The 22013-nt window shown below is 64.5% G+C and carries 21 protein-coding genes; 14 read left to right on the forward strand and 7 right to left on the reverse strand.

The genetic code is table 11. The annotated features are described in order from the left end of the window. Positions 1–1336 precede the first annotated feature (1336 nt). Positions 1337–1486: a hypothetical protein gene (locus AWH62_RS16945; protein WP_158025538.1), complete on the reverse strand. Its 150-nt coding sequence runs from the start codon at positions 1484–1486 to the stop codon at positions 1337–1339. Positions 1487–2215: 729 nt separating this feature from the next. On the opposite strand from AWH62_RS16945, the gene AWH62_RS02235 reads away from it, so the two are divergent. The 5 genes from AWH62_RS02235 (at position 2216) to AWH62_RS02255 (ending at position 6905) form a co-directional block, all read left to right on the forward strand. Further along, positions 2216–2440, forward strand: a complete 225-nt coding sequence (locus AWH62_RS02235) for a hypothetical protein (RefSeq protein WP_143742870.1) — start codon at positions 2216–2218, stop codon at positions 2438–2440. A 204-nt stretch (positions 2441–2644) separates the two neighbouring features. After that, the gene (locus AWH62_RS02240; RefSeq protein ID WP_075188813.1) at positions 2645–3316 is read left to right on the forward strand and encodes an AraC family transcriptional regulator; all 672 of its coding nucleotides are present in this window, start codon (positions 2645–2647) and stop codon (positions 3314–3316) included. 86 nt (positions 3317–3402) lie between these two features. Then, a complete protein-coding gene (locus AWH62_RS02245) occupies positions 3403–4587 on the forward strand; it encodes a hypothetical protein (protein ID WP_143742871.1) in 1185 nt (394 codons plus the stop codon). An 82-nt stretch (positions 4588–4669) separates the two neighbouring features. Further along, entirely contained in the window at positions 4670–5785 is a 1116-nt protein-coding gene (locus tag AWH62_RS02250) for a glutathione S-transferase family protein (protein WP_075188815.1), read from the forward strand. A 91-nt stretch (positions 5786–5876) separates the two neighbouring features. After that, a complete protein-coding gene (locus tag AWH62_RS02255) occupies positions 5877–6905 on the forward strand; it encodes an ankyrin repeat domain-containing protein (RefSeq protein WP_075188816.1) in 1029 nt (342 codons plus the stop codon). Here AWH62_RS02255 and AWH62_RS02260 read toward each other — a convergent pair whose 3' ends face one another. Continuing rightward, entirely contained in the window at positions 6906–7673 is a 768-nt protein-coding gene (locus AWH62_RS02260) for a class III extradiol ring-cleavage dioxygenase (RefSeq protein WP_075188817.1), read from the reverse strand. Between the two features lie 87 nt (positions 7674–7760). Between AWH62_RS02260 and AWH62_RS02265 the strand changes: the two genes are divergently transcribed. The 4 genes from AWH62_RS02265 (at position 7761) to thiD (ending at position 11400) form a co-directional block, all read left to right on the forward strand. After that, positions 7761–8651: a LysR family transcriptional regulator gene (locus tag AWH62_RS02265; protein WP_075188818.1), complete on the forward strand. Its 891-nt coding sequence runs from the start codon at positions 7761–7763 to the stop codon at positions 8649–8651. A gap of 90 nt (positions 8652–8741) precedes the next feature. Then, positions 8742–9590, forward strand: a complete 849-nt coding sequence (locus AWH62_RS02270; RefSeq protein ID WP_143742872.1) for a hypothetical protein — start codon at positions 8742–8744, stop codon at positions 9588–9590. Positions 9591–9631: 41 nt separating this feature from the next. Further along, positions 9632–10549, forward strand: a complete 918-nt coding sequence (locus AWH62_RS02275) for a tetratricopeptide repeat protein (protein WP_075188820.1) — start codon at positions 9632–9634, stop codon at positions 10547–10549. 41 nt (positions 10550–10590) lie between these two features. Further along, positions 10591–11400, forward strand: a complete 810-nt coding sequence (gene thiD, locus AWH62_RS02280; RefSeq protein ID WP_075188821.1) for a bifunctional hydroxymethylpyrimidine kinase/phosphomethylpyrimidine kinase — start codon at positions 10591–10593, stop codon at positions 11398–11400. A 6-nt stretch (positions 11401–11406) separates the two neighbouring features. Here the strand turns inward: thiD and AWH62_RS02285 are convergent, their stop codons facing one another. Both AWH62_RS02285 and AWH62_RS02290 read right to left on the reverse strand, forming a co-directional pair. Then, positions 11407–12318, reverse strand: a complete 912-nt coding sequence (locus tag AWH62_RS02285; protein ID WP_233128234.1) for a DMT family transporter — start codon at positions 12316–12318, stop codon at positions 11407–11409. Then, positions 12315–13463, reverse strand: a complete 1149-nt coding sequence (locus AWH62_RS02290; protein ID WP_233128235.1) for an aminotransferase class V-fold PLP-dependent enzyme — start codon at positions 13461–13463, stop codon at positions 12315–12317. The genes AWH62_RS02285 and AWH62_RS02290 overlap by 4 nt, the downstream gene beginning before the upstream one ends. Before the next feature lie 89 nt (positions 13464–13552). Between AWH62_RS02290 and AWH62_RS02295 the strand changes: the two genes are divergently transcribed. Then, positions 13553–14746, forward strand: coding sequence for a phosphoserine transaminase (locus AWH62_RS02295; RefSeq protein ID WP_233128236.1), 1194 nt, complete (start codon positions 13553–13555; stop codon positions 14744–14746). 64 nt (positions 14747–14810) lie between these two features. Then, on the forward strand, positions 14811–15380 hold the full coding sequence (locus AWH62_RS02300; RefSeq protein WP_075188822.1) for an acyloxyacyl hydrolase: 570 nt from the start codon (positions 14811–14813) through the stop codon (positions 15378–15380). Positions 15381–15593: 213 nt separating this feature from the next. Here the strand turns inward: AWH62_RS02300 and AWH62_RS02305 are convergent, their stop codons facing one another. Then, a complete protein-coding gene (locus AWH62_RS02305) occupies positions 15594–16154 on the reverse strand; it encodes a hypothetical protein (protein WP_075188823.1) in 561 nt (186 codons plus the stop codon). Positions 16155–16299: 145 nt separating this feature from the next. On the opposite strand from AWH62_RS02305, the gene AWH62_RS02310 reads away from it, so the two are divergent. Further along, on the forward strand, positions 16300–17427 hold the full coding sequence (locus tag AWH62_RS02310; protein WP_075188824.1) for a GNAT family N-acetyltransferase: 1128 nt from the start codon (positions 16300–16302) through the stop codon (positions 17425–17427). On the opposite strand, the gene AWH62_RS02315 is transcribed toward AWH62_RS02310, so the two are convergent. Continuing rightward, positions 17424–18572, reverse strand: coding sequence for a GNAT family N-acetyltransferase (locus AWH62_RS02315; protein WP_158025539.1), 1149 nt, complete (start codon positions 18570–18572; stop codon positions 17424–17426). The genes AWH62_RS02310 and AWH62_RS02315 overlap by 4 nt on opposite strands. A gap of 260 nt (positions 18573–18832) precedes the next feature. Here AWH62_RS02315 and AWH62_RS02320 point away from each other — a divergent pair, with 260 nt between their 5' ends. Beyond that, a complete protein-coding gene (locus AWH62_RS02320; protein ID WP_075188976.1) occupies positions 18833–20122 on the forward strand; it encodes an adenylosuccinate synthase in 1290 nt (429 codons plus the stop codon). Here AWH62_RS02320 and AWH62_RS02325 read toward each other — a convergent pair. Next, positions 20119–21252 carry an acyltransferase gene (locus AWH62_RS02325; RefSeq protein ID WP_075188826.1) on the reverse strand — a complete coding sequence of 378 codons (1134 nt, stop codon included), beginning with the start codon at positions 21250–21252 and terminating at the stop codon, positions 20119–20121. The two genes, AWH62_RS02320 and AWH62_RS02325, sit on opposite strands and share 4 nt — an antisense overlap. A 140-nt stretch (positions 21253–21392) precedes the next feature. Here AWH62_RS02325 and AWH62_RS02330 point away from each other — a divergent pair, with 140 nt between their 5' ends. After that, positions 21393–21926, forward strand: a complete 534-nt coding sequence (locus AWH62_RS02330; RefSeq protein ID WP_143742873.1) for a hypothetical protein — start codon at positions 21393–21395, stop codon at positions 21924–21926. Positions 21927–22013 lie beyond the last annotated feature (87 nt).

Consider the following 22013-nt stretch of genomic DNA (forward strand, 5'->3'; position numbering starts at 1 on the left):
TTACCTGCGCCTGGGGGTTGGGCTTAGGCCGGATCGTATCCTGCGTTCGGCCATTTCCATGCCGTCCTCCAGGGGACACAAGTCGAAGCGATCATCCGCTTGAAAGCACGATTGCGTGCCGTATCGTTGGCTGCGACCTTCCCCTATAGCGACGCGATCATAGAGGTATGCATAGTACATGCTCGGGCGACTGCCAGATTCGGCGTATGGCCGGAACGCTTCCAGCGCCAAACGTTGGAGATCGAGGTCGTGGTCCGCGTGCTGCGACGTGTACCATATGCCATACAAGGTGGTCGGGTCGTCCGGCAGATTCGATAGGATGTCACTGCTACGAACGTACTCCGCATTAGCTTTGACCGCTTCACACCACAAAATTGAGCTAATTCGGTCGTGTGTTGCTCCGAACCTGTCTGAGTGAGGTCGCGTTGTATTCATCGCAACGTCTACCTCAACCAATCTTTGCCATGTCCCAGGGTCGCTTGCGTCCGCTCCGTCCAGAAACTCAATGTGTCGTCTGAAAAGCTCCAACTCGTCCGCATGGCCATCAAGCAAATCGAGCAAAAGAGAATTGTGTTCAATATCAGGTGCGTTGAGTGCTTCGGACCCATTAAAAAGCTGATGCAGAGCTATAGTTACGCGAGCCCAAAGTGGCGTTTCGCAGCCACCAATAGCGTGCTGCGCGGTACGTTCAGGTATGCGCGGACCAATCGGCGACACCTCTCGCGCTTGGTCCCGCAATTCACGGGCTTGCTCCAGTACGTTTCGGTTGTCGGGCTCAACCACTCTTTCATTCAGGCATATTGCAAGGTCGGAAAGTTGCCCAGTCCCGAATTCGAGCGCACATCCGCTGGGGTCAATGGATGATCGCCCATAGAGTGAAGGTGGGATGCAGCCGGCAGCAAACATCGCTGCTGATAGCGCAATTGTTGTTTTTAAGACCGAATTATTGGAAACATAACAATGCATTAGGCTTCGCTTGCGGCGTCAGATTGAAATCTGAGAGAAGCATTCCGTTCAGATCGATGCAATCCCACCAAATCTAGGATTGGAAGTAACCGGGAAAAAGCAACCCAGATACGATTCCTACCCCTCTCCCCCCGCGCCCCGGCGCATACTCCGCTATAAACCGCTTGCCGAGAGACCGCCGTATCCGCTTTTTCAGGTCAAGGGCCGCAACGCGGTCGCTATGCGGTTTCACCCTTGAGCTGAAGAAGCGGATACGGCCTGCTGGCTGACAAGCGATTTATGGACAGCCCCGCGCGCCGCACCTGGGTCAGAGCTGAACTTTTGGCGGCTCAAGACTGCTCGCGCCGGTTTTTTCCTGGCCGCACCTGGGCTAATCAGGGCGTGAAAACAGGCTGTTGAAAGTTTTCACCAGCTTTTCCACGGAAAGTGGAAAGTTTTCCACCAACTCCGGCGACTTGTCCACGAAATCGCATTTTCCGTGCGTTGCGGAGCCGGGTTCGGCCTGCTCTACTTCACTCATCGACAGCGACCGAAGTGGCCCGCAAGGACCAGGGATCGCCGGAGAGGTGGCTCGGAGGAACAGGTTCGCAAGAACAGGTTCCACAAGGGCAGGCCGGAAGGAAAAGGACCCGCAAGGGGCCCGGAATTCAGGTCAGGTTTCAAGGCAAGGGTCCGCAAGGACTGGCGCTGAAGGGCTCACCGAACCGGAGGGACTGAACCGACCGCAAGGGAGGGGACCAGGACGCCAAGATGCCAGCGCTGCCTCACCGTGGTGCTGCCCCGGACGAAAGAAAGGGGACGCGGAAGGAACAGGTGTCAAAGCCTCAACCCGACGCAACACGGCCGCCCGCCTCCTCACCTCTTGCCAGGTAAGGGACGGGCGGTTGGTGCGTTTGGGGCGTATCGCGCGATCGCCCGCACCGCGACGGATCCCCCCTCCTTCATCCCTCGTCCAGTTACCCGCTGCGCTATCCGCCGTCCGGCCGTGGAGCCTGGGGCTGGAACTGCGCCGCCTGGGCTGACCTGGCGTTTTCGGCACAGGTTTCTCGCGACAAATTCCCCTCACAGGCGAATATCGTATTCGTTCACCAACGCAACCAAGTGTTTAGGTCGTTGAATTGGCGTTCAAAACACGTCTGGCGCGAAAATTGAACAAGACGTTAATCAAATATGAGATGCGTTAACCAAATCCATCGCCAAGATGCGCGGCGACGGGCTGGTCATGCCCGGCAGGCAAGGCAAGACAGACATGAACACCTTCGGACCCGATCGCTGGAGACTGACTGACTGGGCGGGCTATACCCGTGCTATCGCACTTGTGTGCTGGTCTGTCGCGGTGCTGATGACCGGCGTGATGGGGTGGTCGGCCTGGCGGGCCTTCGACAATGCCGCCGAGGGCGTCGACCGTGTCGTCGCCCGTCACGAGGCCGGTGTCGTCGCCAAGAGCCGCGACATCTTCATCGCCCGCCGCTAAGCCCCGGGACGCGTCGCGGATTGCCGGGCGCCGGATAATCTGGCACCGGGCACCCGGTACATGTTCGAGCACAGCGCACCCAGCCTCGCCGACATGGACTCTCATCTTGCTTGACGTACTGGCGGAAAGGCCCTGCGTCGATTGTGAGGCCGCTGGCCGCAGCGCCCTATCGCCACACGCAATCGGCTCGCCTAGACTTACGCCATGTTGGCCACCGAAATTCCGGGCAGGACACGTTTTGAAGCCGGCGAGTGCCTGCCGATGCACCGGCATGCCGATGCCTATGCCGCCGTGATCATCGAGGGCAGCTATGACGAGTTCGGCTTCGACGGGCGCTATGTCTGTCAGGCGGGCGATGTCGTGCTGCATCCGCGTGTGCATGCACATGGCAATGCCTTCCCGCAAGGCCGCGCCAGGGTCGTCAATATTCCGCTGCCCGGCATGCTGGCCGACGCGCACGGCCTGAAAGTGTTCAATGCTCCGGATGTCCGGTCATTGCTCGCATTGGCGGCGCACAATCCGGTCAAAGCCGGCCATGCGTTGATCGAGGAGGGGGCCGGTCGTCCGCCGCTGGCGCCGCCGAGTTGGCTGACGGGTTTTACCTTGCGACTGTTGGCTGGTGCTTCGGTCGCTGCCAGTGCTAGGCAGGCCGGTTGCTCACCGGAACATGCCAGTCGCACGTGCCGGTCATGGTTCGGGCTTTCCCCCCTGGCGTTGCGTCGCGAGGCGCGGATGCGTGCCGCGATCGCCGCCCTGCGCGACGGCGCGAAGATATCGGAAGCGGCGCAGATCGGCGAATTTTCGGATCAGCCACATCTGACCCGTGTCTTGCGTCACCAGACAGGACTGACACCGGCTGGTTTCCGCGGTCATTGAGATCAGATTCGTTCAAGACAATGGCCACACCATTGCGGTCCTATCCGGGGACGCTTGGGGGCGTATGAACGAAAGAGATCATTCAGATGCGTTTACTCGTACTTGCGTTCGCCGGCGCGCTGGCTTGTGGTTCGACAGTTCCGGCCGTCGCGCAAACCGAAGCTCCAGACCACACCCAGGCCATGACAACGCAATGGCGTGTTCGGCCGGCACCCGGGCTGGATGCGCTCATGTTGCTCGGGGCGGCATCCGGCGATGCGTTGCAATCGGGCTATTATTCCGAGGAAATCGTTTTCATTCGCGGGCAGCTTGATCCTGCGGCGGTGGCGGCGATGGATCGTATCGGGCAGCGGATCCGGTCGCACGACTTGTTGGTCGGCCCGTTGCTGGCGCTGCTGTTTTCGGCCGGGCCGGTCGACAGCCTTCAGGACATCATCACCTCGGCCGGCGACCCGGACCGCTACTTGCGGCCGGGCTTTGAGGCCTCACCGAGTTGGGACGCCGAACGTTATGCGGGGTTGCGGGGCTTGATGCCGGACATACTCACGGTCCTGGAGGGATTTCGCACCAGTGGTTTCGAGACTTGGTATGCGGAACGCTTCATGCCCGACATCGCACTCGCGATTGACCGCAACCTCGCCGCCGTGTCGGCTCATGACATTATTCCGGAACAGGCGCGTCTTCTCGGTCAGGATCTCGAACCGACCGTCGAGATCTTGATCCTGAGTTTCTCGCAGCCCTATGGCATCCGCATTATCGGTCAGCGCTTCATCGCCTATCATGGCTGGCCGGGCGACACTCAGGTCCGGGTTGCGGCCCATGAAATCTTCCACCCGCCATTCGATCGCGGCGACGCGGATCTGCGCGCGCGGCTTGCGCCGTTGGAATCCGATCCGTGGATGATCTCGATCGTCGAGAACCATGAACCGGCGTTTGGATACAATTCCTTCATGGGGGTGGTGAACGAGGACTCGACACAGGCGCTGGACCAGATCGTTTCCGAGCGTATCGGCGTCGGGCGGGATCCGTCGCAGCGCTGGCAACACGCCGATGACGGGATGCACATGCTCGCGGCGGCGCTCTATCATGCGATGAAAGAGGACGGATTCGACGAACGCGGCGGCCGATATCGCGATTGGCTCATCTCCGCCTTTGATCGGGGCCTGCTGACGCCGGCCGAGGTGCGCCGGCGGGCGACCGCCATCGTCGGGGCGGACGCGGTTGCGCGGTGGTATGTCGTCGCCGACATGCCGGAGGCGGCAACAGACTGAAGCCCTGCCATGCACTGACGCAGGCTGGCGCCGGGCGAAAAGCAGGTTAGCTTTCGTGGCTCAAAGCGGTGCGGAGCGAGCAATGAGCTATACCCTGATCGGGACCCCGGTCTCCCTTTATACCGGCAAGGTGCGGGGCTATCTGCGCTGGAAGAATGTCGCCTTCACCGAGCGGCTTTCAACGCGCGAGGTTTTCAAGGCCGACATTCTTCCGCGCGTCGGCTGGTCGGTCATTCCGGTCGTCATCCATGAAGACGGGTCCGAAGACGGCGTGACGCTTCAGGACACGACCGATATCATCGACCATGTCGAAGCGTGCGAACCCGGCCCGTCGGTCTATCCCGACACGCCGCGCCAGAGGCTTGCCGCCCTTATCCTGGAATTGTTCGGCGATGAGTGGCTGGTCATCCCGGCGATGCATTATCGCTGGGCCTATAATCGCGACTTCGCGCAGCAGGAATTTGGCGCCACCAGCCATCCCCACCTGCCGCCGGAAGAACAATTCGTCGCCGCCGAGAAGGCTGTCGGCTTCTTTTCCGGCTCGATCACCGGGCTCGGCATCAATCCTGACAGTGTGGCGGCGATCGAAGCGGCCTATGAGGATTTTCTGGCCGTGTTCGAGGCTCATCTGGGCGAGCATGACAATCTGTTCGGCTCGCGGCCCTCTATCGGCGACTACGGTCTGCTCGGTCCCCTATACGCGCATTTGCTGCGCGACCCGAAGTCGGGCGAACTGATGCGACGGCTGGCGCCGCGGGTCGCGCGCTGGGCGGAGCACTGCCATGCGCCGCAGCATTCGCTGACCGGTGACTTCCTGCCGGACGACGAAATCCCGGCGGGCGTCGAGAAATTGCTGCAGCTTTTTGCTGCGCAGCATTGGCCGGTGCTGCGCGATACCGCCGACGCCCTCGCGGGCTGGGCTGCGGACAAGGCGCCGGGCACAGAATTGCCCCGTATACTGGGCTTCCACAAGGCGGTCATCGGCCATGGTGACAGCGCGGTCACCACCGACCGGGCGATCATTCCCTTCCCGCTCTGGATGCTGCAACGGGTCACCGATTATCGCGACGGCCTGGGTGGTGAAGCGCGGCGGGCCGTTGGTGAATTGCTGCGCAGCATTGGTGTGGCAGATCTTGATGAATTCACGCTGCCGGTGCGCTTGCAACGCCGCAATTTCAAGCTCGCGCTCGCGGATTGATCACAAAGATGTTGGACGCGTCTGGCGTCGTGCCGGGCTAACCTTCCGATCGGGACGGGAGGACATGATGCGAATTCTTGTGACGATATGTATGGCTGTTGGTTTGATGCTTCCGGCGGTCGGTGCACCGCTGGCGGCCCAGTGGCCGGAGGCGGTGCGGACGGCGTTGGAGGCCGGCGATGCCGACGCACTGGCCGCGGCATTGGAAGCCGGCGCTGATCCTGACGCGCGGGCCGAGGGTGGTCTGCAAGCCACTGCGCTCATGTATGCAACATCCAATCCCGACCCTGCGATGGCCCGCGTTCTTATCGAGGCGGGCGCTGACATCCATGTCCGGGACACGATGGGTGATCCGGCGGTAAACTGGGCCGCCTATTATGGCCACGCCGCAATTGTGCAGATGTTGTTCGAGGCCGGCGCCGATGGTGAGGCCAGCGGCCATGGCTCCGTTGCCGAAATCGCCCTGCGCCGGGGACATCAGGCGACCCTTGCGGTGGCATTGGACGCCACGGGTCAGGCGCCGGCCCGCTTGGCGGTCGACGCCGTCCTGGAACGGGCCGTGATAGCCGGCGACACTGCAACGGTCGCGGCCATCGCGGAATGGCATGACGTCGCCTCAGCACGCGATTGGGCCGGTCGGCCCCTGACCCATGCCGCGGCCGGGGCCGGACAGGCCGAGACGCTGGGCCTGCTTCTCGCAAATGGGGCCGATCCGGATGCGGTCGACGCGATCGGCTATACGGCCCTGTTCGAAGCAGCGCGGACCGACCAGGTCGCGATTGTCGAGCAATTGATCGAGGTCGGCGCCGACCTCAACCGGGCAGGGGCGGAAAACGGCATGGCGTTGACGGCGGTCCACCTGGCCGCAATCGCAGGGCACACGGCCATGCTGTCCCGGCTGGCCGAGGCCGGGGCCGATCTGGATGTCCAGGGCGTGTCCGGTGCCACGCCGCTGTACTGGGCCGCGTTTGAAGGCCAGCGTGAGGCCGTGCTTGCCCTGCTGGATGCCGGTGCCGATCCCGATGTCAGATCCGAGACAGCACCGGGTTTCGCCGAGATCGCCGAAATGCTGGATTGGCCGGATGTCGCGGCGCGACTGGCGGAGCGCGCCGCCGAGTGATCAGGCCGCAAAGCGCCAGATATCCATGGCCAGGGCGCTACGGCTCCAGGACTTGTGCAGACACGTGCCGGCCTGTCCGCCGCCAGCCGCCATGGCGACAAGCAGCGGCCGGAAATGCTCCGGTGTCGGGTGATTGAAGCGCGCGGCCGGTGCGCTGCGCCAGCCGGCAATGGTGTCGGTGTCACCGGATGCCAGTCGCGGTCGGATCCAGTCGGCGAAGGCCAACGCGTCGGGATGGGCAGGCGCGTCCTCGGCGGCTGGCAGGGCGGCGCCGAGCGCGTGCGTCAGGGCGCCGGACCCGATGATCTGGACGCGGTCACGGCTCAGTGGGGCGAGTGCCTTGCCGAGGGCGATGGCCGCGTCGTCGCTGGCGGGAAGGCTGACCTGGAAGACCGGGATGCGGGCGTCTGGATGCATCAGCGCCAGCGGGATCCAGGCGCCATGGTCGCGGCCACGTTGCGGCTCGGCGCCGGCGGCCAGCCCGGCCGCTTTCAGGCGCTCGATCACGGCCGCTGCCAGGTCGGGCGCACCCGGTGCGTCATAGACGGCGCGCGCGAGTTCCGGACCGAACCCGCTGAAATCATGGATGGTCGACGGGGCCGGCGCGGTCTGAACCCGCACCGGGTCCGCTTCCCAATGCGCCGACACGACCAGAACAGCCCGGGTTCCGGGTGTCAGGGTCAGGGATGCGAGGGCGTGATGAGCGGGTGTGTCGCGTACCAGAACATCCGGTGCGCCGTGGGAGATGAAAAGCGGATCGATCAACATGTCGGCCTCCTGGCTTTTCCATATGAATGCGGCGGCAAATGGGATAAATGCCCGGTAACGACACTTTCTGTTTCTTGTGGGGAATAAATGGACCGGATTGATGCGCTGCGCCTGTTCTGCTCGGTGGCTGAGCTGGGGAGTTTCACCAAGGCGGCTGACCGCGAAGGCATGACGCCGGGCGCTGCCTCGAAGCAGATCACCGCGCTCGAGGAAAGATTGCAGGCGCGCCTGTTCGAGCGCACGACCCGCTCCGTCCGCCTCACCGATGCCGGTGACGCCCTGCTCGACCGGGTGCGGCCCTGGCTGGACGAGTATGACGGGCTGGAGCAGGGCGTTGCCGATGCACGCTCGGCGCCGGCCGGCGTGTTGCGCGTCTCGGCGCCGGTTGATTTCGGCGCCCGCCGGCTGATGCCGATCATCACGCAATTCATGACCGACTGGCCCGGTGTCGAAATTCGCCTGTCGCTGGCCGATCGCATGGTCGATCTGGTCAATGAGGGATTTGATGTCGGGGTGCGGATCGGCAATCTGCCCGACAGCGCCCTGATCGCCAAACAGCTCGCGCCGGCCTGCATGTCAGTGGTCGCCTCGCCGGCCTATCTCGCCCGTGCCGGAACCCCGCAACACCCGTCGGAACTGGCCGGGCACGAAATGGTCATCGACCGCAACAAGCCGGCGCCGCAAATGCTCAAATTCCTGCAGGGCGAGGACGAGGTCGATGTCCGCATCCATGGCCGCCTGTCACTCAATGGCGCTGTGGCGGCGGTGACGGCGGCAGAGGCGGGGGTCGGCATTGCCTGTTCGCCGCGCTGGGCGGCCGAGCGGGCGATCGCCGAGGGCCGCGTCGTTGAAATCCTGACCGACTGGGAGTCGGAAAACCGCTTTCTGTGGGCCGTTTTCCCGTCCAACCGCTATCTGGCCCACCGGGTCCGCCTGTTTGTGGACTTTCTGGCCTTGCAGTTCACCGATCGGATCTGACAGCGAACAGATTTCGCCACTCAGCTTGCGTTCATGTGTTAGGCTATTTAAAGGCGGCTGGACGAGCAGGGGGCATCTGGGCGGATGAATATGCGCGCACTCATTTTGATCATGGCAGGCTTGAGCCTGTCCGCGTGTGCCACGACGGTCACGGACAGTCGCAATGGCGGCAGCATGGCCAATTCGGCGTTCAACTACGCGCCCTCATCGCGGGCGCCGGTCAGTGGTGCCGGCTATGAGCTGATCGGGCATTCCGACTGGACCGGGCGGTTGGCCTATTATGACGACGAGGGCGATGCCCGGGCGCATCTGGTGATGCGTTATGATGACGGCCGCGAGGTCGATGCCCGGCTCGATATCGTGATGCCCTATCTCGATGGCGGGCTGCGCCAGTTCCGTGGCGAGGACCAGGACGGGCGTTATGTCGCGGTCGAATTGCAGGCCGGCCCGTGCCCGTCCGCCGACGGCGACACGCTGATCTATTTTGCCGACATGTCGATCGGCAGCCAGACCGCCAGTGGCTGTGGCCGCGAGGTTGGCGGCGAGGTCGATCGCTGGTCGAACTATCTGATCGATTATCTGCCGATGATTGATCTCTGCCTGTCCGATTTCCGCGACCGCGCCCGTCATGTCTCGATCGCCTATACGATGGCGGGTGGCGAAACCGGTGTGCGGATCGTCGATCTCGACATGCGGACCTGGGAATGCGCGACCCGCGAAGGCGGGACCGAGATCAACACGATCCGCCCGCTCGACGCCGCCGATGCCATGTTCGGTGAAGGCGATCCGATCTTCGTGCGGGGTGCCATGCCGGACTTCGGTGAGGGGTGTTATGTCTACGAAGCGGTGCGTGAAGCCGACCGGACACTGATCGGTGCCTTTGGCTTCGACGCCTGCAATAGCGGCCCGATTGCCGCGCTCGGACCGGACGTCGGCTGACTTAACCGCGTCTTTACGCAACGCAGAGCAAGGCCTTGGGCATGCGCGCGAAAATCGTCCTGACCCTGATTGCCAGCCTCGCCCTGACAGCCCCGTCGGCGGCAGAGATCACCGATTTGCGGGCCCGCCTTGATGGCGATGCCGGCCAGATCTGGATTGCCCTCGACGAGCAACCGGCCGGTCTGACCAGCGAGGTCAGCCAAGTCGGCCTGACGCTCACCCTGGACGGTGTCAGCCTGCGCGCCCGCGCGATCAGCCCGGCCTCGGATACGCTGGTGGCAGCGGTGACCATTGATCCGACCGAACAGGGCGCGATCGTCCGGCTGCATGCCAGCCGCAGCTGGACCGGCGCCCGTGCCGAACTTCGCCAGGGCGGCGTGCTGGTCAGCATGATGGTTGGTCCGGCGCCCGAGGTCCATGTTGCCGCCGGTGCCCTCCCGTCTGACGGTGGCATGTCGCCTGCCAATGTCCCGCCGTCGGACCGTGCGCCGATGCCGACATCCGCCACCGGCAGCGAAAATGCGATCCAGGCCACGCCGGAGCCGGCGCAATCCGTCGCTCCCGCTACATCAGCGCCAGCCGCGCCGACGCCGCTCTTCGCCAGCAATGACGGTGCTGCCCAAGCGGCGCGTAGCGGCACGTCCGTGGTGCCGCCGGGCGTTTGCACCGAGGCGGCACAAGCGGTCGCCGAAAGTCCCTGGGATGATGATCTCCTGCACGCCCAGGCGGCCTGCCTGAATGATGGCGGCTATCACGCCGCCGCCGCATCGATCTACGAACAGATGCTGGCTTTCGAGCCCGAGAATTTCCGCGCCACGGTGGCGCTGGCGGAAATCCGGGTCGAGCAGGGCGATGAACAGGCGGCGCGTGCGCTCTATGACCAGGCGGCCCGGCATGCGATATCCGACGCCGAAGCGGCCCGTGCGCGGTCCCGGTTGCGGGCCTTGCGGGAGCAATAGGCAAGACAGGCCGCCTGTCCGGCCGGAGGATGCAAGGCGCGATGGATATTGATGAACCCAAGGGCCGGGTCCTGATCATTGCCGGCTCAGACAGTGGCGGCGGTGCCGGTATCCAGGCCGATATCAAGGCGGTGACTGCGATGGGCGGCCATGCTGCCACCGCGATCACCGCAATCACCGTCCAGAACACGCTCGGCGTCAGCGCCATCCATTCTGTGCCGCTGGACATCGTGAAGGCGCAGATCGACGCGGTGCTGTCCGATATCGGGGCCGATATCATCAAGACCGGCATGCTCGGCACGCGCGAGATCGTCGATCTTGTCGCCGACAGTCTGGAGGCCTGCGACCCGCCGGTCCCGCTGGTGCTCGATCCGGTCATGGTCGCGACCTCGGGCGACAGCCTGGTCTCCGACGACGCTGCAATGGCGATCCGCGACCGGCTGCTGCCACTGGCCTGGCTGGTCACGCCCAATATCCCGGAGGCGGAAAAGCTGACCGGCCTGGTGGTCGAAGACATCGCCGGCCAGCTTGAGGCGGCCAACAAGCTCGTCGCGATGGGGGCCCGCGCGGCGCTGGTCAAGGGCGGTCATCTCAAGGGCGGGGTGGTGACCGATGTTTTGGTCTCGACACGCGGTATGGAGCTGATGGAACGGCCGCGCCTGCCCGGCCGCAACACCCATGGCACCGGCTGCACGCTGGCCTCGGCGATTGCCGGCCTGCTGGCGGACGGGGCGGCCCTGCCGGACGCCGTTCGCCGGGCCGGCGACTATCTGCACGAAGCGATTGCCCGCGCACCGGGCTTCGGGGCTGGCAATGGTCCCGTCTATCATGCCTGGGTGATGCGGCCCTGATCCCGGTCAGGGCGGTGAAGTCGAGGACGTCCCGCTGCGGGCCAGCCAGACGCCGGCCAGAATGACGGCGAGCGCGACCACCGCTGGCCAGCCGATCATCTCGCCGATCACCAGACCGGTCAGCAGGGCGGCGATCGGTGTCAGATAGTTTGCAATCGCCAGAAAATTCGGCCCGGCGGTCCGTGCGACCTGCATCAGCACGACCGAGGCGAGGGCGGTGGGGCCGATGGCCAGCCAGGCCGCGGCAGCCCACGCCGTCGGGGCCACGGCCTCGACCCGCATCAGATCCCAGATGCCGATTGGCAGGGCGAACAGGGTCGCCATGATCAACATGCCGGCAGCCGATACGGAGGGGCGGGTTTCGGGCAGGAGCCGGGCCTGGATCGCGTTGACGGCATAACAGACCGCGGCTCCGATCACGGCCAGCTGGGCCAGCGTGTCGGCGCCGCCGAGACCGGCCAGCGCCGAGGGCCCGAGCAGCAGGATGACGCCGCTGAAACCGACCAGAAGGCCCAGAACGGCGCGCAGGGTCATGCGTTCACCGGGCACGAAGACATGCGCCAGGCCGACCGTCGCCAAGGGCATGGTCGCGACCAGGATTCCGGCCAGTGCACTGTCGATATATTGCTGCGCCCAGCTGACCAGGAAAAAGGGCAGGGCGTTGCCGAACAGGCCGAGCCCGGCCATCCACAGCCAGCGTCGGTCGGTGAGCGGCGGCAGCCGGTGACCGCGGGCGTGGGCCCAAGCGGTCAGGATTGTGGCGGCGAGGCCAAGGCGCACAAAGATCATCGCGCCGGGTGGCAGGGTTTCCACGCCATGTTTGATGAAGGCGAAGGCCGATCCCCATAGAACGGTAAGCAGGATCAGGGCGGCCCAGTCGCGCGGGCCGACGGTGTGAGGCAAATGTGCGGGCGTCAAAGCAGGTCTTCCAGAGCAGTCACAAAACGCTGGAAGTCTGCCTCATCATTGTAGATATGGGGTGTGATGCGCATCCGGTCGCCGCGCTGGGAAACATAAACTCCTTCGGACGCCAACCGGGCAACCAGATCGCCGGGCGCGCCATCGGGCAGCGACAGGCTGAGATAGTGGGCTGCGCGATCCGGTGTCGTTTCGCGCAGACCGAGCGGTGCAAGCCGGTCGGCGAGCGCGCGATTATTGTGGGCCAGCGTTGCGGCGAGGGCGTCTGCGCCCCAGCCCAGCATCGCGTCGAGACTGGCAATGGCGGCGGGAACAAGCTGGAAGTTCGAGCGCTCGCCCATGTCGAAACGGCGGGCGCCGGCGGCGTGCGCGTCGGCATAATCGACCAGGCGGGCAAAATCTTCGGCCTTGTCGCGAACGATCCAGTTCTGTTCCAGCGGTTCACCGTCATGATGGTGCGGTGCGACGTAGAGAAATCCCATCGCATAGGGGCCGAGCAGCCATTTGTACGAGGCAGCGACAGCAAAATCCGGTTGGATCGCGGCCAGGTCGAAGGGCATCATGCCGAGTGATTGGGTCAGGTCGAGCACCAGGGCTGCCCCCTGGCGCCGGGCTGCATCGCTGATCGCGGCCAGGTCGAGGGCGCCGCCATCGGCCCAATGGACCTGCGGGCAGGCGACAATCGACGTCGCGGTCGAGATGGCGCTCAACACGGCCTCGGTCCAGCTCTGATTGTCCGACCGGCTGACCGTGCGCAGGCGGGCGCCATGCTCGGCCGCCAACTCGCGCCAGACATAGACATTGGACGGGAATTGTTCCGCCAGGACCAGGATTTCGCTCTTGGCGTCCGGGGCCAGACTACGGGCTGCCGTTGCCAGCCCGTAGGAGGCCGCCGGCACCAGGGCGACCGTGTCGGCGCTTGCGCCAAACAGGCGGGCTGCCCGTTCACGCAGGGCTTCCGGGGCGTCGAAGAAATCGGTCTGGACCTGATAGCGCCAGGGCTGGCCCTTGCGGGCATAGCTGTCCTGGCCGGCTGCGACGGCGTCGTGCGGCATTGGCCCCATATAGGCGGCGTTCAGGTAGCAAGTCTCGCGCGGCAGGTCGAACTGGTCGCGTTGCGGTGGAATCAGGGACGGGGAAATCATGGCGAAAGCTCTTGCCCCGCGCCGGCGAGGGCGTCAACGTGCGCTGCAACATAACCTGCCCTGCAGCCCGTACATTCCCGGAGACAGACTTGGCCGATATCCCGACGCAATCCGCGACCCGCACGAATAATCCCAAACCTGTCCTTCGTCCCGGTGATCCGCGCTTTTCCTGCGGGCCGGTGAAAAAATATCCCGGCTGGTCATGGGACGCGATCGCCGATGCGCCGCTATCGCGCACCCACCGGGCCGGGGCCCCGGTCGCGCGGATCAAGGAAGCCATCGAGCGTACCCACGCCCTGCTCGAACTGCCCGAAGGTTACAAGGTCGCCATGCTGCCCGGCTCGGACACCGGCGCCATGGAAGCGGCGATGTGGTCGCTGCTCGGTCAGCGCGGCACCGATGTCTTCTCCTGGGATGTGTTCGGTAATCGCTGGACGCTCGATGCCCGCGACGAGCTGAAGCTGCAGGATTTGCGTGTTTTCCAGACGCCGGCGGGCACGCTGCCGGATATCAGCCAGTATGATGGCAAGCGCGACGCCATTTTCACCCTCAACGGCACCGCGGCCGGTGTCTGGATTCCGGATTTTGACTGGATCGACGCTGATCGCGAGGGGCTGACCCTGTGTGACGCCACGTCTGCTGCGTTCGCCGTGGAGATCGACTGGTCGAAGATCGATGTGCTGACCTTCTCCTGGCAGAAATGCATGGGCGGTGAGGCCCAGCACGGCATGCTGGTGATGAGTCCGCGCGCCATCCAGCGGCTCGACAGCTGGCGCCCCGACTGGCCGATCCCGGGCCTGTTACAGCTGCACGCCAAGGGCAAGGCCAATATGGCGGTCTATGAGGGCTCAACCCTCAACACCCCGTCCCTGATGGCGGTCGAGGACTATCTGGCGGCGCTGAAATGGGCCTCGCGCATTGGTGGCCTGCCGGAACTCATCCGTCGCCGCGAGGAGAATTTCGCCGCTCTGGACGCCTGGGTGCAGGAGGCCGACTGGATCGATTATCTGTGTGATAATCCGGCCCATCGCTCGCCGGTCTCGGTGACGCTGAAATATACCGACCCGGCGGTGATCGCCGCCGGCGAGGATGCGCAATGGGATCTGACCAAGAAAATCTCCTCCCTGCTCGAGCGGGAAAATGCGGCGCTGGACATCAGCATGCACCGCGCTTCGGTGCCGGGTATCCGCATCTGGTGCGGGCCGACGGTGGAGCGTGATGATTTGGCCGCACTCGGCCCCTGGCTTGATTGGGCCTATCGCGAAGCGCTGGACGCAGGCTGAGACACGCTTTATCCCGTTGGCAACAGCCAACAGACCGGTCGCATCGGCGGCCCGAGGGGACATCATGAAACTCATCCTGACGACGACCGCCGCTTTCGCCCTGCTGACCGGAGCCGGCCTTGCCGATGATCGCGGCATGGAATTCCGCCTTGGCGTGACCGCGCACGATCTCGCCGATCACGTTGAAGATGGCCCGAACGTCACCCTCGACCTGCTGTTTGCCTCGCCGGATTTCCTCGATGTCATCTGGTCGCCGCGCCCGTATCTCTATGGTTCGTTCAACACCAATGGTCTGACCAATTTTGGCGGTACGGGCCTGGCCTGGGATTTCGAGGTCACCGAAAATCTGAACTTCGAATTCCGCACCGGCCTGACCTATAATGACGGCGTCGAGGACATCGACCCCAACTCGCCGCCCGGCGACCCGACCCGCATCCGCCTGGCGACCACGCGCTCGCTGATGGGCAATGAAGTCCTCTTCCACAACGCCATCGGTCTCGATTACGACCTCAATGAGCGCTGGTCGATCGGCGCCTATTACGAGCACATCTCGCACGGCCAGATCCTCGCCTCGGGCCGTAACCAGGCGCTCGACAATGCCGGCATCCGTTTCGGATATCGCTTCGGGAATTAGGGGTGCGGGCTTTAGCTCCGATACTTTTCCTCCCCATCTTGATGGGGAGGTGTCTCGACGCGTAGCGGCGGGACGGAGGGGGCGCCGCAGGCGGAGGGCTCCTCTGGCCCCATCGACCCCAGCTACGCCAAGGCTACGCAGGGCCCACTTCCCCATTTCATGGGGAAGAAAAGTGGCTCACCAGGTCCTCGCCCATGATGGGCGCAACATCGCCTACTCCCCGCGAGCGGCTGCCGCTTCCGCGGCGCGCGGATCGTCGGCTTTGGGGACATAGATGCCGATAAACACCGTCTGCCAGTTTCCTTCGCCATCACCCTGGTCAAACTGCTGGGTGACGGTGCCGTCATCATTCGGTGTCCAGCTGCCGCGCAGCGGGGCGCGGGTGTCGGTCTGGACGGTGTAGGCCTCGCCGGTCAGGACCATGGCACCGACCTCGTCGAGCCCGCCGGTATAGTCGATATACCAGCCATTGCTCATCCAGACCTGACGCCATTCGCCGATCAGCGGATCATGGATATTGATACTGTTGCCGGCATTGCCGCTGGCGCCGACCCAGTGCTCGGTGACCAGGCAGCCGCCATTGATTCGTTCGATCTGGTTGTGGCCGAGATAGGGGCCGGGCGCGTCATCGGTGTCAGGCGCGTAGACATTCCAATCCCCGACCCAGAAATCGAAGGCGTTCCAGGGCGCGCCCACACAGGCATCCGGCGGCGGGGTTGCGGCAGACTGCAGCAGCAGGAGGCCTGACCCGGCGAGGGTAAGCGCGAGCGACATCTGATACTCCCCGTTCTCGACACGCTTGCCATAATGCCGCCGCTGCCCGCCGGGGCAAGTCACGCATTCGCGACCGGGGCGACCGGTAACCTGTGACACACGGACAAGGCGTCATGATCGGCGAGACAAGCTGACGGAGTCTCGCATGGCAGGACATATCCGCGTGGTCGCCCGGGATGACCTGGCCCGGCTTGCCGAGTTGATCGACATTTGCGGCTTCCCGGACCGCGACCCTGCCGGCTGGGACTGGGTATTGTTCGGCAATCCGGCGCAGGGCGATGCGCCACCGGGCTGGGTCTATGAGGAGGCCGGGACGATTCTCGGCTTTGTCGGCAATCTGGTCAGCGACTTCATCGGTCCCGACAAAACCTATCGCGGAGCAATGGGGCATACGCTGGTGACTGATGTTGGCACCCGGACCGCGCGTGCCGGCATCCGCTTGGTGCGACACCAGCTGACCCAGTCGGGACAGGATTTTTGCTATACGCTCAACAATAACACGCTGTCGGCCGTGATCCTGCCGCGATTGGGCTATCAAGCCTGGCTCGGCGCCGATGCCCGGGAATGGCTGGAATGGGTGACCGCCCCGGTCCGGATCGCGGCCTCGACCGTGCGGACCCGCCTGAAGGTTGCGGGCCTGCCGGCGCCGGACTGGTCCGGGCGGATGGCGCTGGAACGGCCGGGCGACCCGGTTGCGGCGCGGCTGCAGCGGGAGATGGCGGCCAACTGGCCCGAAGACATGCCCGGTCTCGACACCGTCGGGCCGGACGCGCTGGCGCGTTTTCGCGATCGCCGGACGGCGGCCGGCGGGATTGTGCGGGACGGCAGTGCGGCCGATCTTGGTTGGCGCCGGTCCGACCCGCTGCGGGCCAGCGGACAGGTGTGGCGGGTTGCGCGGCGTGATGGCGATGTTCTCGCGCTGATCGGTGCCGTTGTCGCCAAGATGGAGGTCGACGGCCCGGAGGCCCTCGATATTGTCGAGCTGGCGGTCCTGCCCGGCGCCGACGGTGTGCGGGCCGGGCGCGATCTGATTGCGCGCGTGCTGCAAACGGCGCGGCGGGCCGGCTTGGCGCGTGTGCGTCTGCGTTTTGCCGCCTCATTGGACAGTGCCGTACTGGCGGGGCTGCCGCGACCCTTGCGCCGTCGCCAGCGCCATGACTCCTGCCATATTGCCTTTCACAATCCCGATCCGGCCTTGCGACAACTTTGGCGACCGGCGGCTGGTGATGCGGACTTTTTCTTCGCCCAGCGGGTGCCGCCGGCGCTGCGCTAGAGAAGGCCTTGGCGCAGATTGGCGAGCCGGCACAGCGACGCGCCGACACTGCGGGCGCGGTCGATCGGTGAGCGCTCCGTGGCGCAGATCTGGTCAAAGCGACGACGCGAACGCGCCACCATTGAGCGCACCATGGCGGGCCCGCTGTATTCGAGATGTCGGATGATCTGCGCCAAGGGGCGGCTGCGCGGGCGGTCCGTCAGGGCGTCGATCGTCGCTGAATGGCCGATCACGACATCATTGGCGTAAAAACGCTTATAGCCATGCTCGAGGCTTCCGGCGTCATACTGGCGGACACCGATGCCGGGCATCGCGGCGAACATGTGCTGCATCAGGACATGCCCGGGTGAGTATTGACCGAACTCCGGATCGAAGGCGGTCAGCCAGCCATGTACGCGATCGGCGGATCGCAGGTTGAACTCTGCCGCCGCGAGACGTCCATCCAGGTGCAGGGTTGAAAAGAGCGCGCCGAAGCGGCCGTCCGGACTGCCGGCATGCAGTTGCTTCAGCAGGCGATGAACCCAGGTCCGGCTCAGCACATCGTGTCGGCCGGTGGCGCGAAGCTGCCGCCGTTTCAGCGCGATCAGCGCTGCAAGGTCGGCTGGCGATGTCGAGTGAAGGGTGAAACGCACCGAATGCGCATCATGCAGGCGACGCTCGAGTCGGCGCATTTTCTTGAACTGTCGTGGATGCCGGGAGGCCTGCTGCCGGAGGAAGGCCGCGCCATCCGTCCCGAGATCCGACAGGGCGTTGCGAGTGGTGTTCAGATGGGCATGATCCAGCGTCACCGGGGTCACCAGATTATTGCCGCTATAGCCCGCCAGGCCGAGTTCGCGCAGCATGTGCGAGGGTTCGATCGACACGTCGGGGGCCAGGATCGGACCGTCCCAATCCGTGAAGGGGGCAGCCGGCGCCCTGCACCAGCCATTGGCGCGGCGTTGTACCGGCCAGGCTGCCCGCATCTCGCCACCGTGTTCGGCAAAGCCGATGGCCAGGCCGGGCTGAACCGCAGCCACGGCTCGCAGATAGTCGGGGTCGAAGAAGGGGCTGGCATAGGCGGGATTGTCCAACCGCATGGCCTGGATGCCCTGCCAGTCGCGTGGTCGAAGTTCGCTGGCCGGTCGCAGTCGGTATGCGTGTATCATGGGCGACTCCAACTCGTGGTGTTCCATTCCGCAACGATCTGCATCGTCATGCCGGAGGGCTGCAGTATCGGGGCCAATCAGTTGGGCGGCCCGGCGCACGTGGAAAGCGGTAACGCCTCACTTGTGAGGATGGCGGTTCTGTTTTAAGGCTCGCCCGACGCGGCCCGCTCTGGCTTTGATCCGTCGGCGGACGTCTTCCGCAGGCAGTTGCGGACAGATCGACCGGCCGCGGTCACGACATGACAGAAGCGGAGATCTTCATGGCCAATGTTACCGTGGTGGGTGCCCAGTGGGGCGATGAGGGCAAGGGCAAGCTGGTCGACTGGCTGTCGCACCGCGCCGATGTGGTGGCCCGTTTCCAGGGCGGTCACAATGCCGGTCACACCCTCGTTGTTGGCGAGAATGTCTACAAGCTCTCTTTGCTGCCGTCCGGTGTCGTGCGCGGCAAGCTGTCGGTGATCGGCAATGGCGTGGTTGTCGATCCCTGGGCCTTTGTCGCCGAGGTTGATCGCATCGCCGAGCAGGGCGTGGTGATCACGCCGGACGTGGTCAAGATTTCCGAGACCGCGACCCTGATCCTGCCGATCCACCGCGAACTCGATGCCCTGCGTGAAAACCGCGATGATGGCGAGCCGATCGGCACGACGCGCCGCGGCATCGGTCCGGCCTATGAGGACAAGGTCGGTCGCCGCGCCGTCCGCGTCATCGACCTCGCTGATCCGGCGGCGCTGAAGGCGCGGGTCAAGGATATCCTGCATCACCACAACGCCTTGCGCCGTGGCCTGGGCCATGAGGAATACAGTGCCGACCAGCTGGTCGCCGAGCTGACCGAGATCGCGCCGAAAATCCTGCCCTATGCGGCGCCGGTCTGGCGGGTGCTGAAAGACGCCATCAAGTCGGACCAGAAAGTCCTGTTCGAAGGGGCGCAGGGCGCCCTGCTCGACGTTGACCATGGCACCTATCCCTTCGTCACCTCCTCCAACACCGTCTCCGGACAGGCCTCGGCCGGGACCGGCGTCGGTCCGCGCGATGTCGGTTATGTGCTGGGCATTGCCAAGGCCTATATGACCCGCGTTGGCGAGGGGCCGTTCCCGACCGAATTGTTCGATGCCGATGGCCAATCACTGGGCGAGCGTGGCCATGAATTCGGTGTGGTCACCGGACGCAAGCGTCGCTGTGGCTGGTTCGATGCGGTCATCACCCGCCAGACCCTGCAGGTCGGCGGCGTGCACGGTGTCGCCCTGACCAAGCTGGATGTGCTCGACGGTTTCAAGACGATCAAGGTCTGCGTCGCCTATGAGCTCAATGGCGAACGCCTCGACCATCTGCCCGCCGGCAAGGAAGCCCAGGCCGGTGTGACGCCGGTCTATGAAGAACTGCAGGGCTGGGAAGGTTCCACCGCAGGGGCCCGCTCCTGGGCCGATCTGCCGGCCGAGGCGGTCAAATATGTCCGCCGCCTGGAAGAGCTGATCGAATGCCCGATCGCCCTGGTCTCGACCTCGCCGGAACGCGAGGACGTGATCCTGATGCAGGACCCCTTTCGGAGCTAGGCAGCGGCGGTTTCGGCAGCGGTGGCAGGCGCCGCCCGTCGGCTCAACCGGGCGCGCAGCGCCAGTGCCGGTTTTTCGACCGCGACCCGCAGCATCCAGCCGGCCAGCACGGCCAGCGGCAGCATGATCAGGGCGAGCATTGTGGTGCTCAGGCCGGGTAGCAGGGCGAAGGCCATCATGCCGATCGGCCAGTGCAGGATGTAAATGCCGTAGGACACATCCTCGACATTGCGGACCCGCTCTCCGGTCTGACCGGGAATGCGGGCATAGCCGAGCAGGAGATAACTGGCGGCGAGCGCGATATCGAGCATCATCCAGCCGATCGGCAGGTGCTGGGTCAGGATTGCAGCCAGGATGGCGAGGCCGGCAAAGGCCGGGGTCAGGCGCAGATATTTGCGGCCGGCATGGAAAGCCGCGCCGATCATGAAGGCCGGGGCAAAGCGGGCCAGCGTGCCGATCGTCTCCTCGCCGATGCCGCGATAGCCGAAACTCTCGACCAGCATGCCGAAAACGAGGGTGAGGGCAGTCCAGACAAGGACCTGGGCATTTTTGCGATAGAGGCCGAACACCATCAGTACGCCGACACCGAGATAGGCCATCAGCTCATAGCGGATGGTCCAGAGCGGGCCATTCATGTTTTCGCCCATGGGCGAGGCTTCGAAGACGCCGGGCAGGCCGGCCATCGGATCGACCTGGCTGATCAGCTTGATCGGGAAGAGCCAAGTCTGTGACTGGCTCCAGTATTCTCCGGCCGGCAGGCTGGTGAAGAGCGGACCGACAATCAGCCAGAGCAGCAGCACCGTGGCGATCAGGCCCGGGAAAATGCGGAAGAAGCGGGCGCCGGCATACCGTCCGATATCGCGTGATTTCATGGCGCTGGCGGTGATCATGTAACCGGACAGGATGAAAAACCCGTCGAGCGCACACTGCACGATGAAGTCGACCGAGGTGGCCCAGGCACCTTCAAAGGGCAGGCCGAGCGGGATCATCAGGGCGTGGCCGTACAGGACAATCAGCGCGAACAGGATCCGCATTGCCGTGAAGTTGTTGGCCTTTTCGTCGAGACGGCCGTGACCGTCGCGAAACAGGAAATGTCGCATGCCCGTATCCTTGTTCTGGGGCAGATCCATGCAAAATCCGATCCGCTCATGGCGATCCGGGGTATTAGGGTTAATATATTGAAATTATTGAAATACTGGGCGTTGATATTGGGGCGAAGTTAAAAGGCCGGGCGCCACATTCCTGCCAGATTTCAATCTGGGAGGGAAAAATGGTCCGAAATCGGACAATTCTTGTGTGGACGGTGGCGCTGGGCTGGGGCCTGGGCGCGGCGCTGATCGGGATGAGTGACGCAGCGGCGCAATCGGCCCGGTCTGCGGACTGTCAGCGCTATGGTCAGCATCGCGACAGCTATCTGCAGGGCGTCAGCGCCGGCATGGACGAACAGCTCGAGGCGATGGCGAGGCAACGCCAGGTGCCGGTGCAGGCTGCGGCCTTTTACTGGGGCGGTGCGCTGATGCAGGCCGGCGATACGCGCACCCTGGCCCAGCTGACCCTGGCGACGGCGCGCTGGCCGGGGCAGGGCGCCCGGGCGGAGCGGGCCATGGCGCGAATTTCAGATGAGCATCAGGGCGATCTGGCGGCTTTGCTGGCCGGGCTGATGCTGTCGGACGGCCGCGGCACGGATGATCCTTACCGGGCCCGTGCCTATCTCACCGATGCCAGTCGGCGCGGCAATGCCGACGCGACAGCCTTCCTCGGCCTCTACGAGGCGTGCCATTCGCGGCGGGTGGCCCTGAACTAGCGCGAAAGCCGACCTTACAGCGACGTCATCATCCAATCACATCGCCGCGTGCATCCATGCACTAACCCTCGGTAGCCTGGGTGACGG

It is taken from the genome of Maricaulis sp. W15, assembly GCF_001924955.1.
In the GTDB taxonomy this organism is placed as follows: domain Bacteria; phylum Pseudomonadota; class Alphaproteobacteria; order Caulobacterales; family Maricaulaceae; genus Maricaulis; species Maricaulis maris.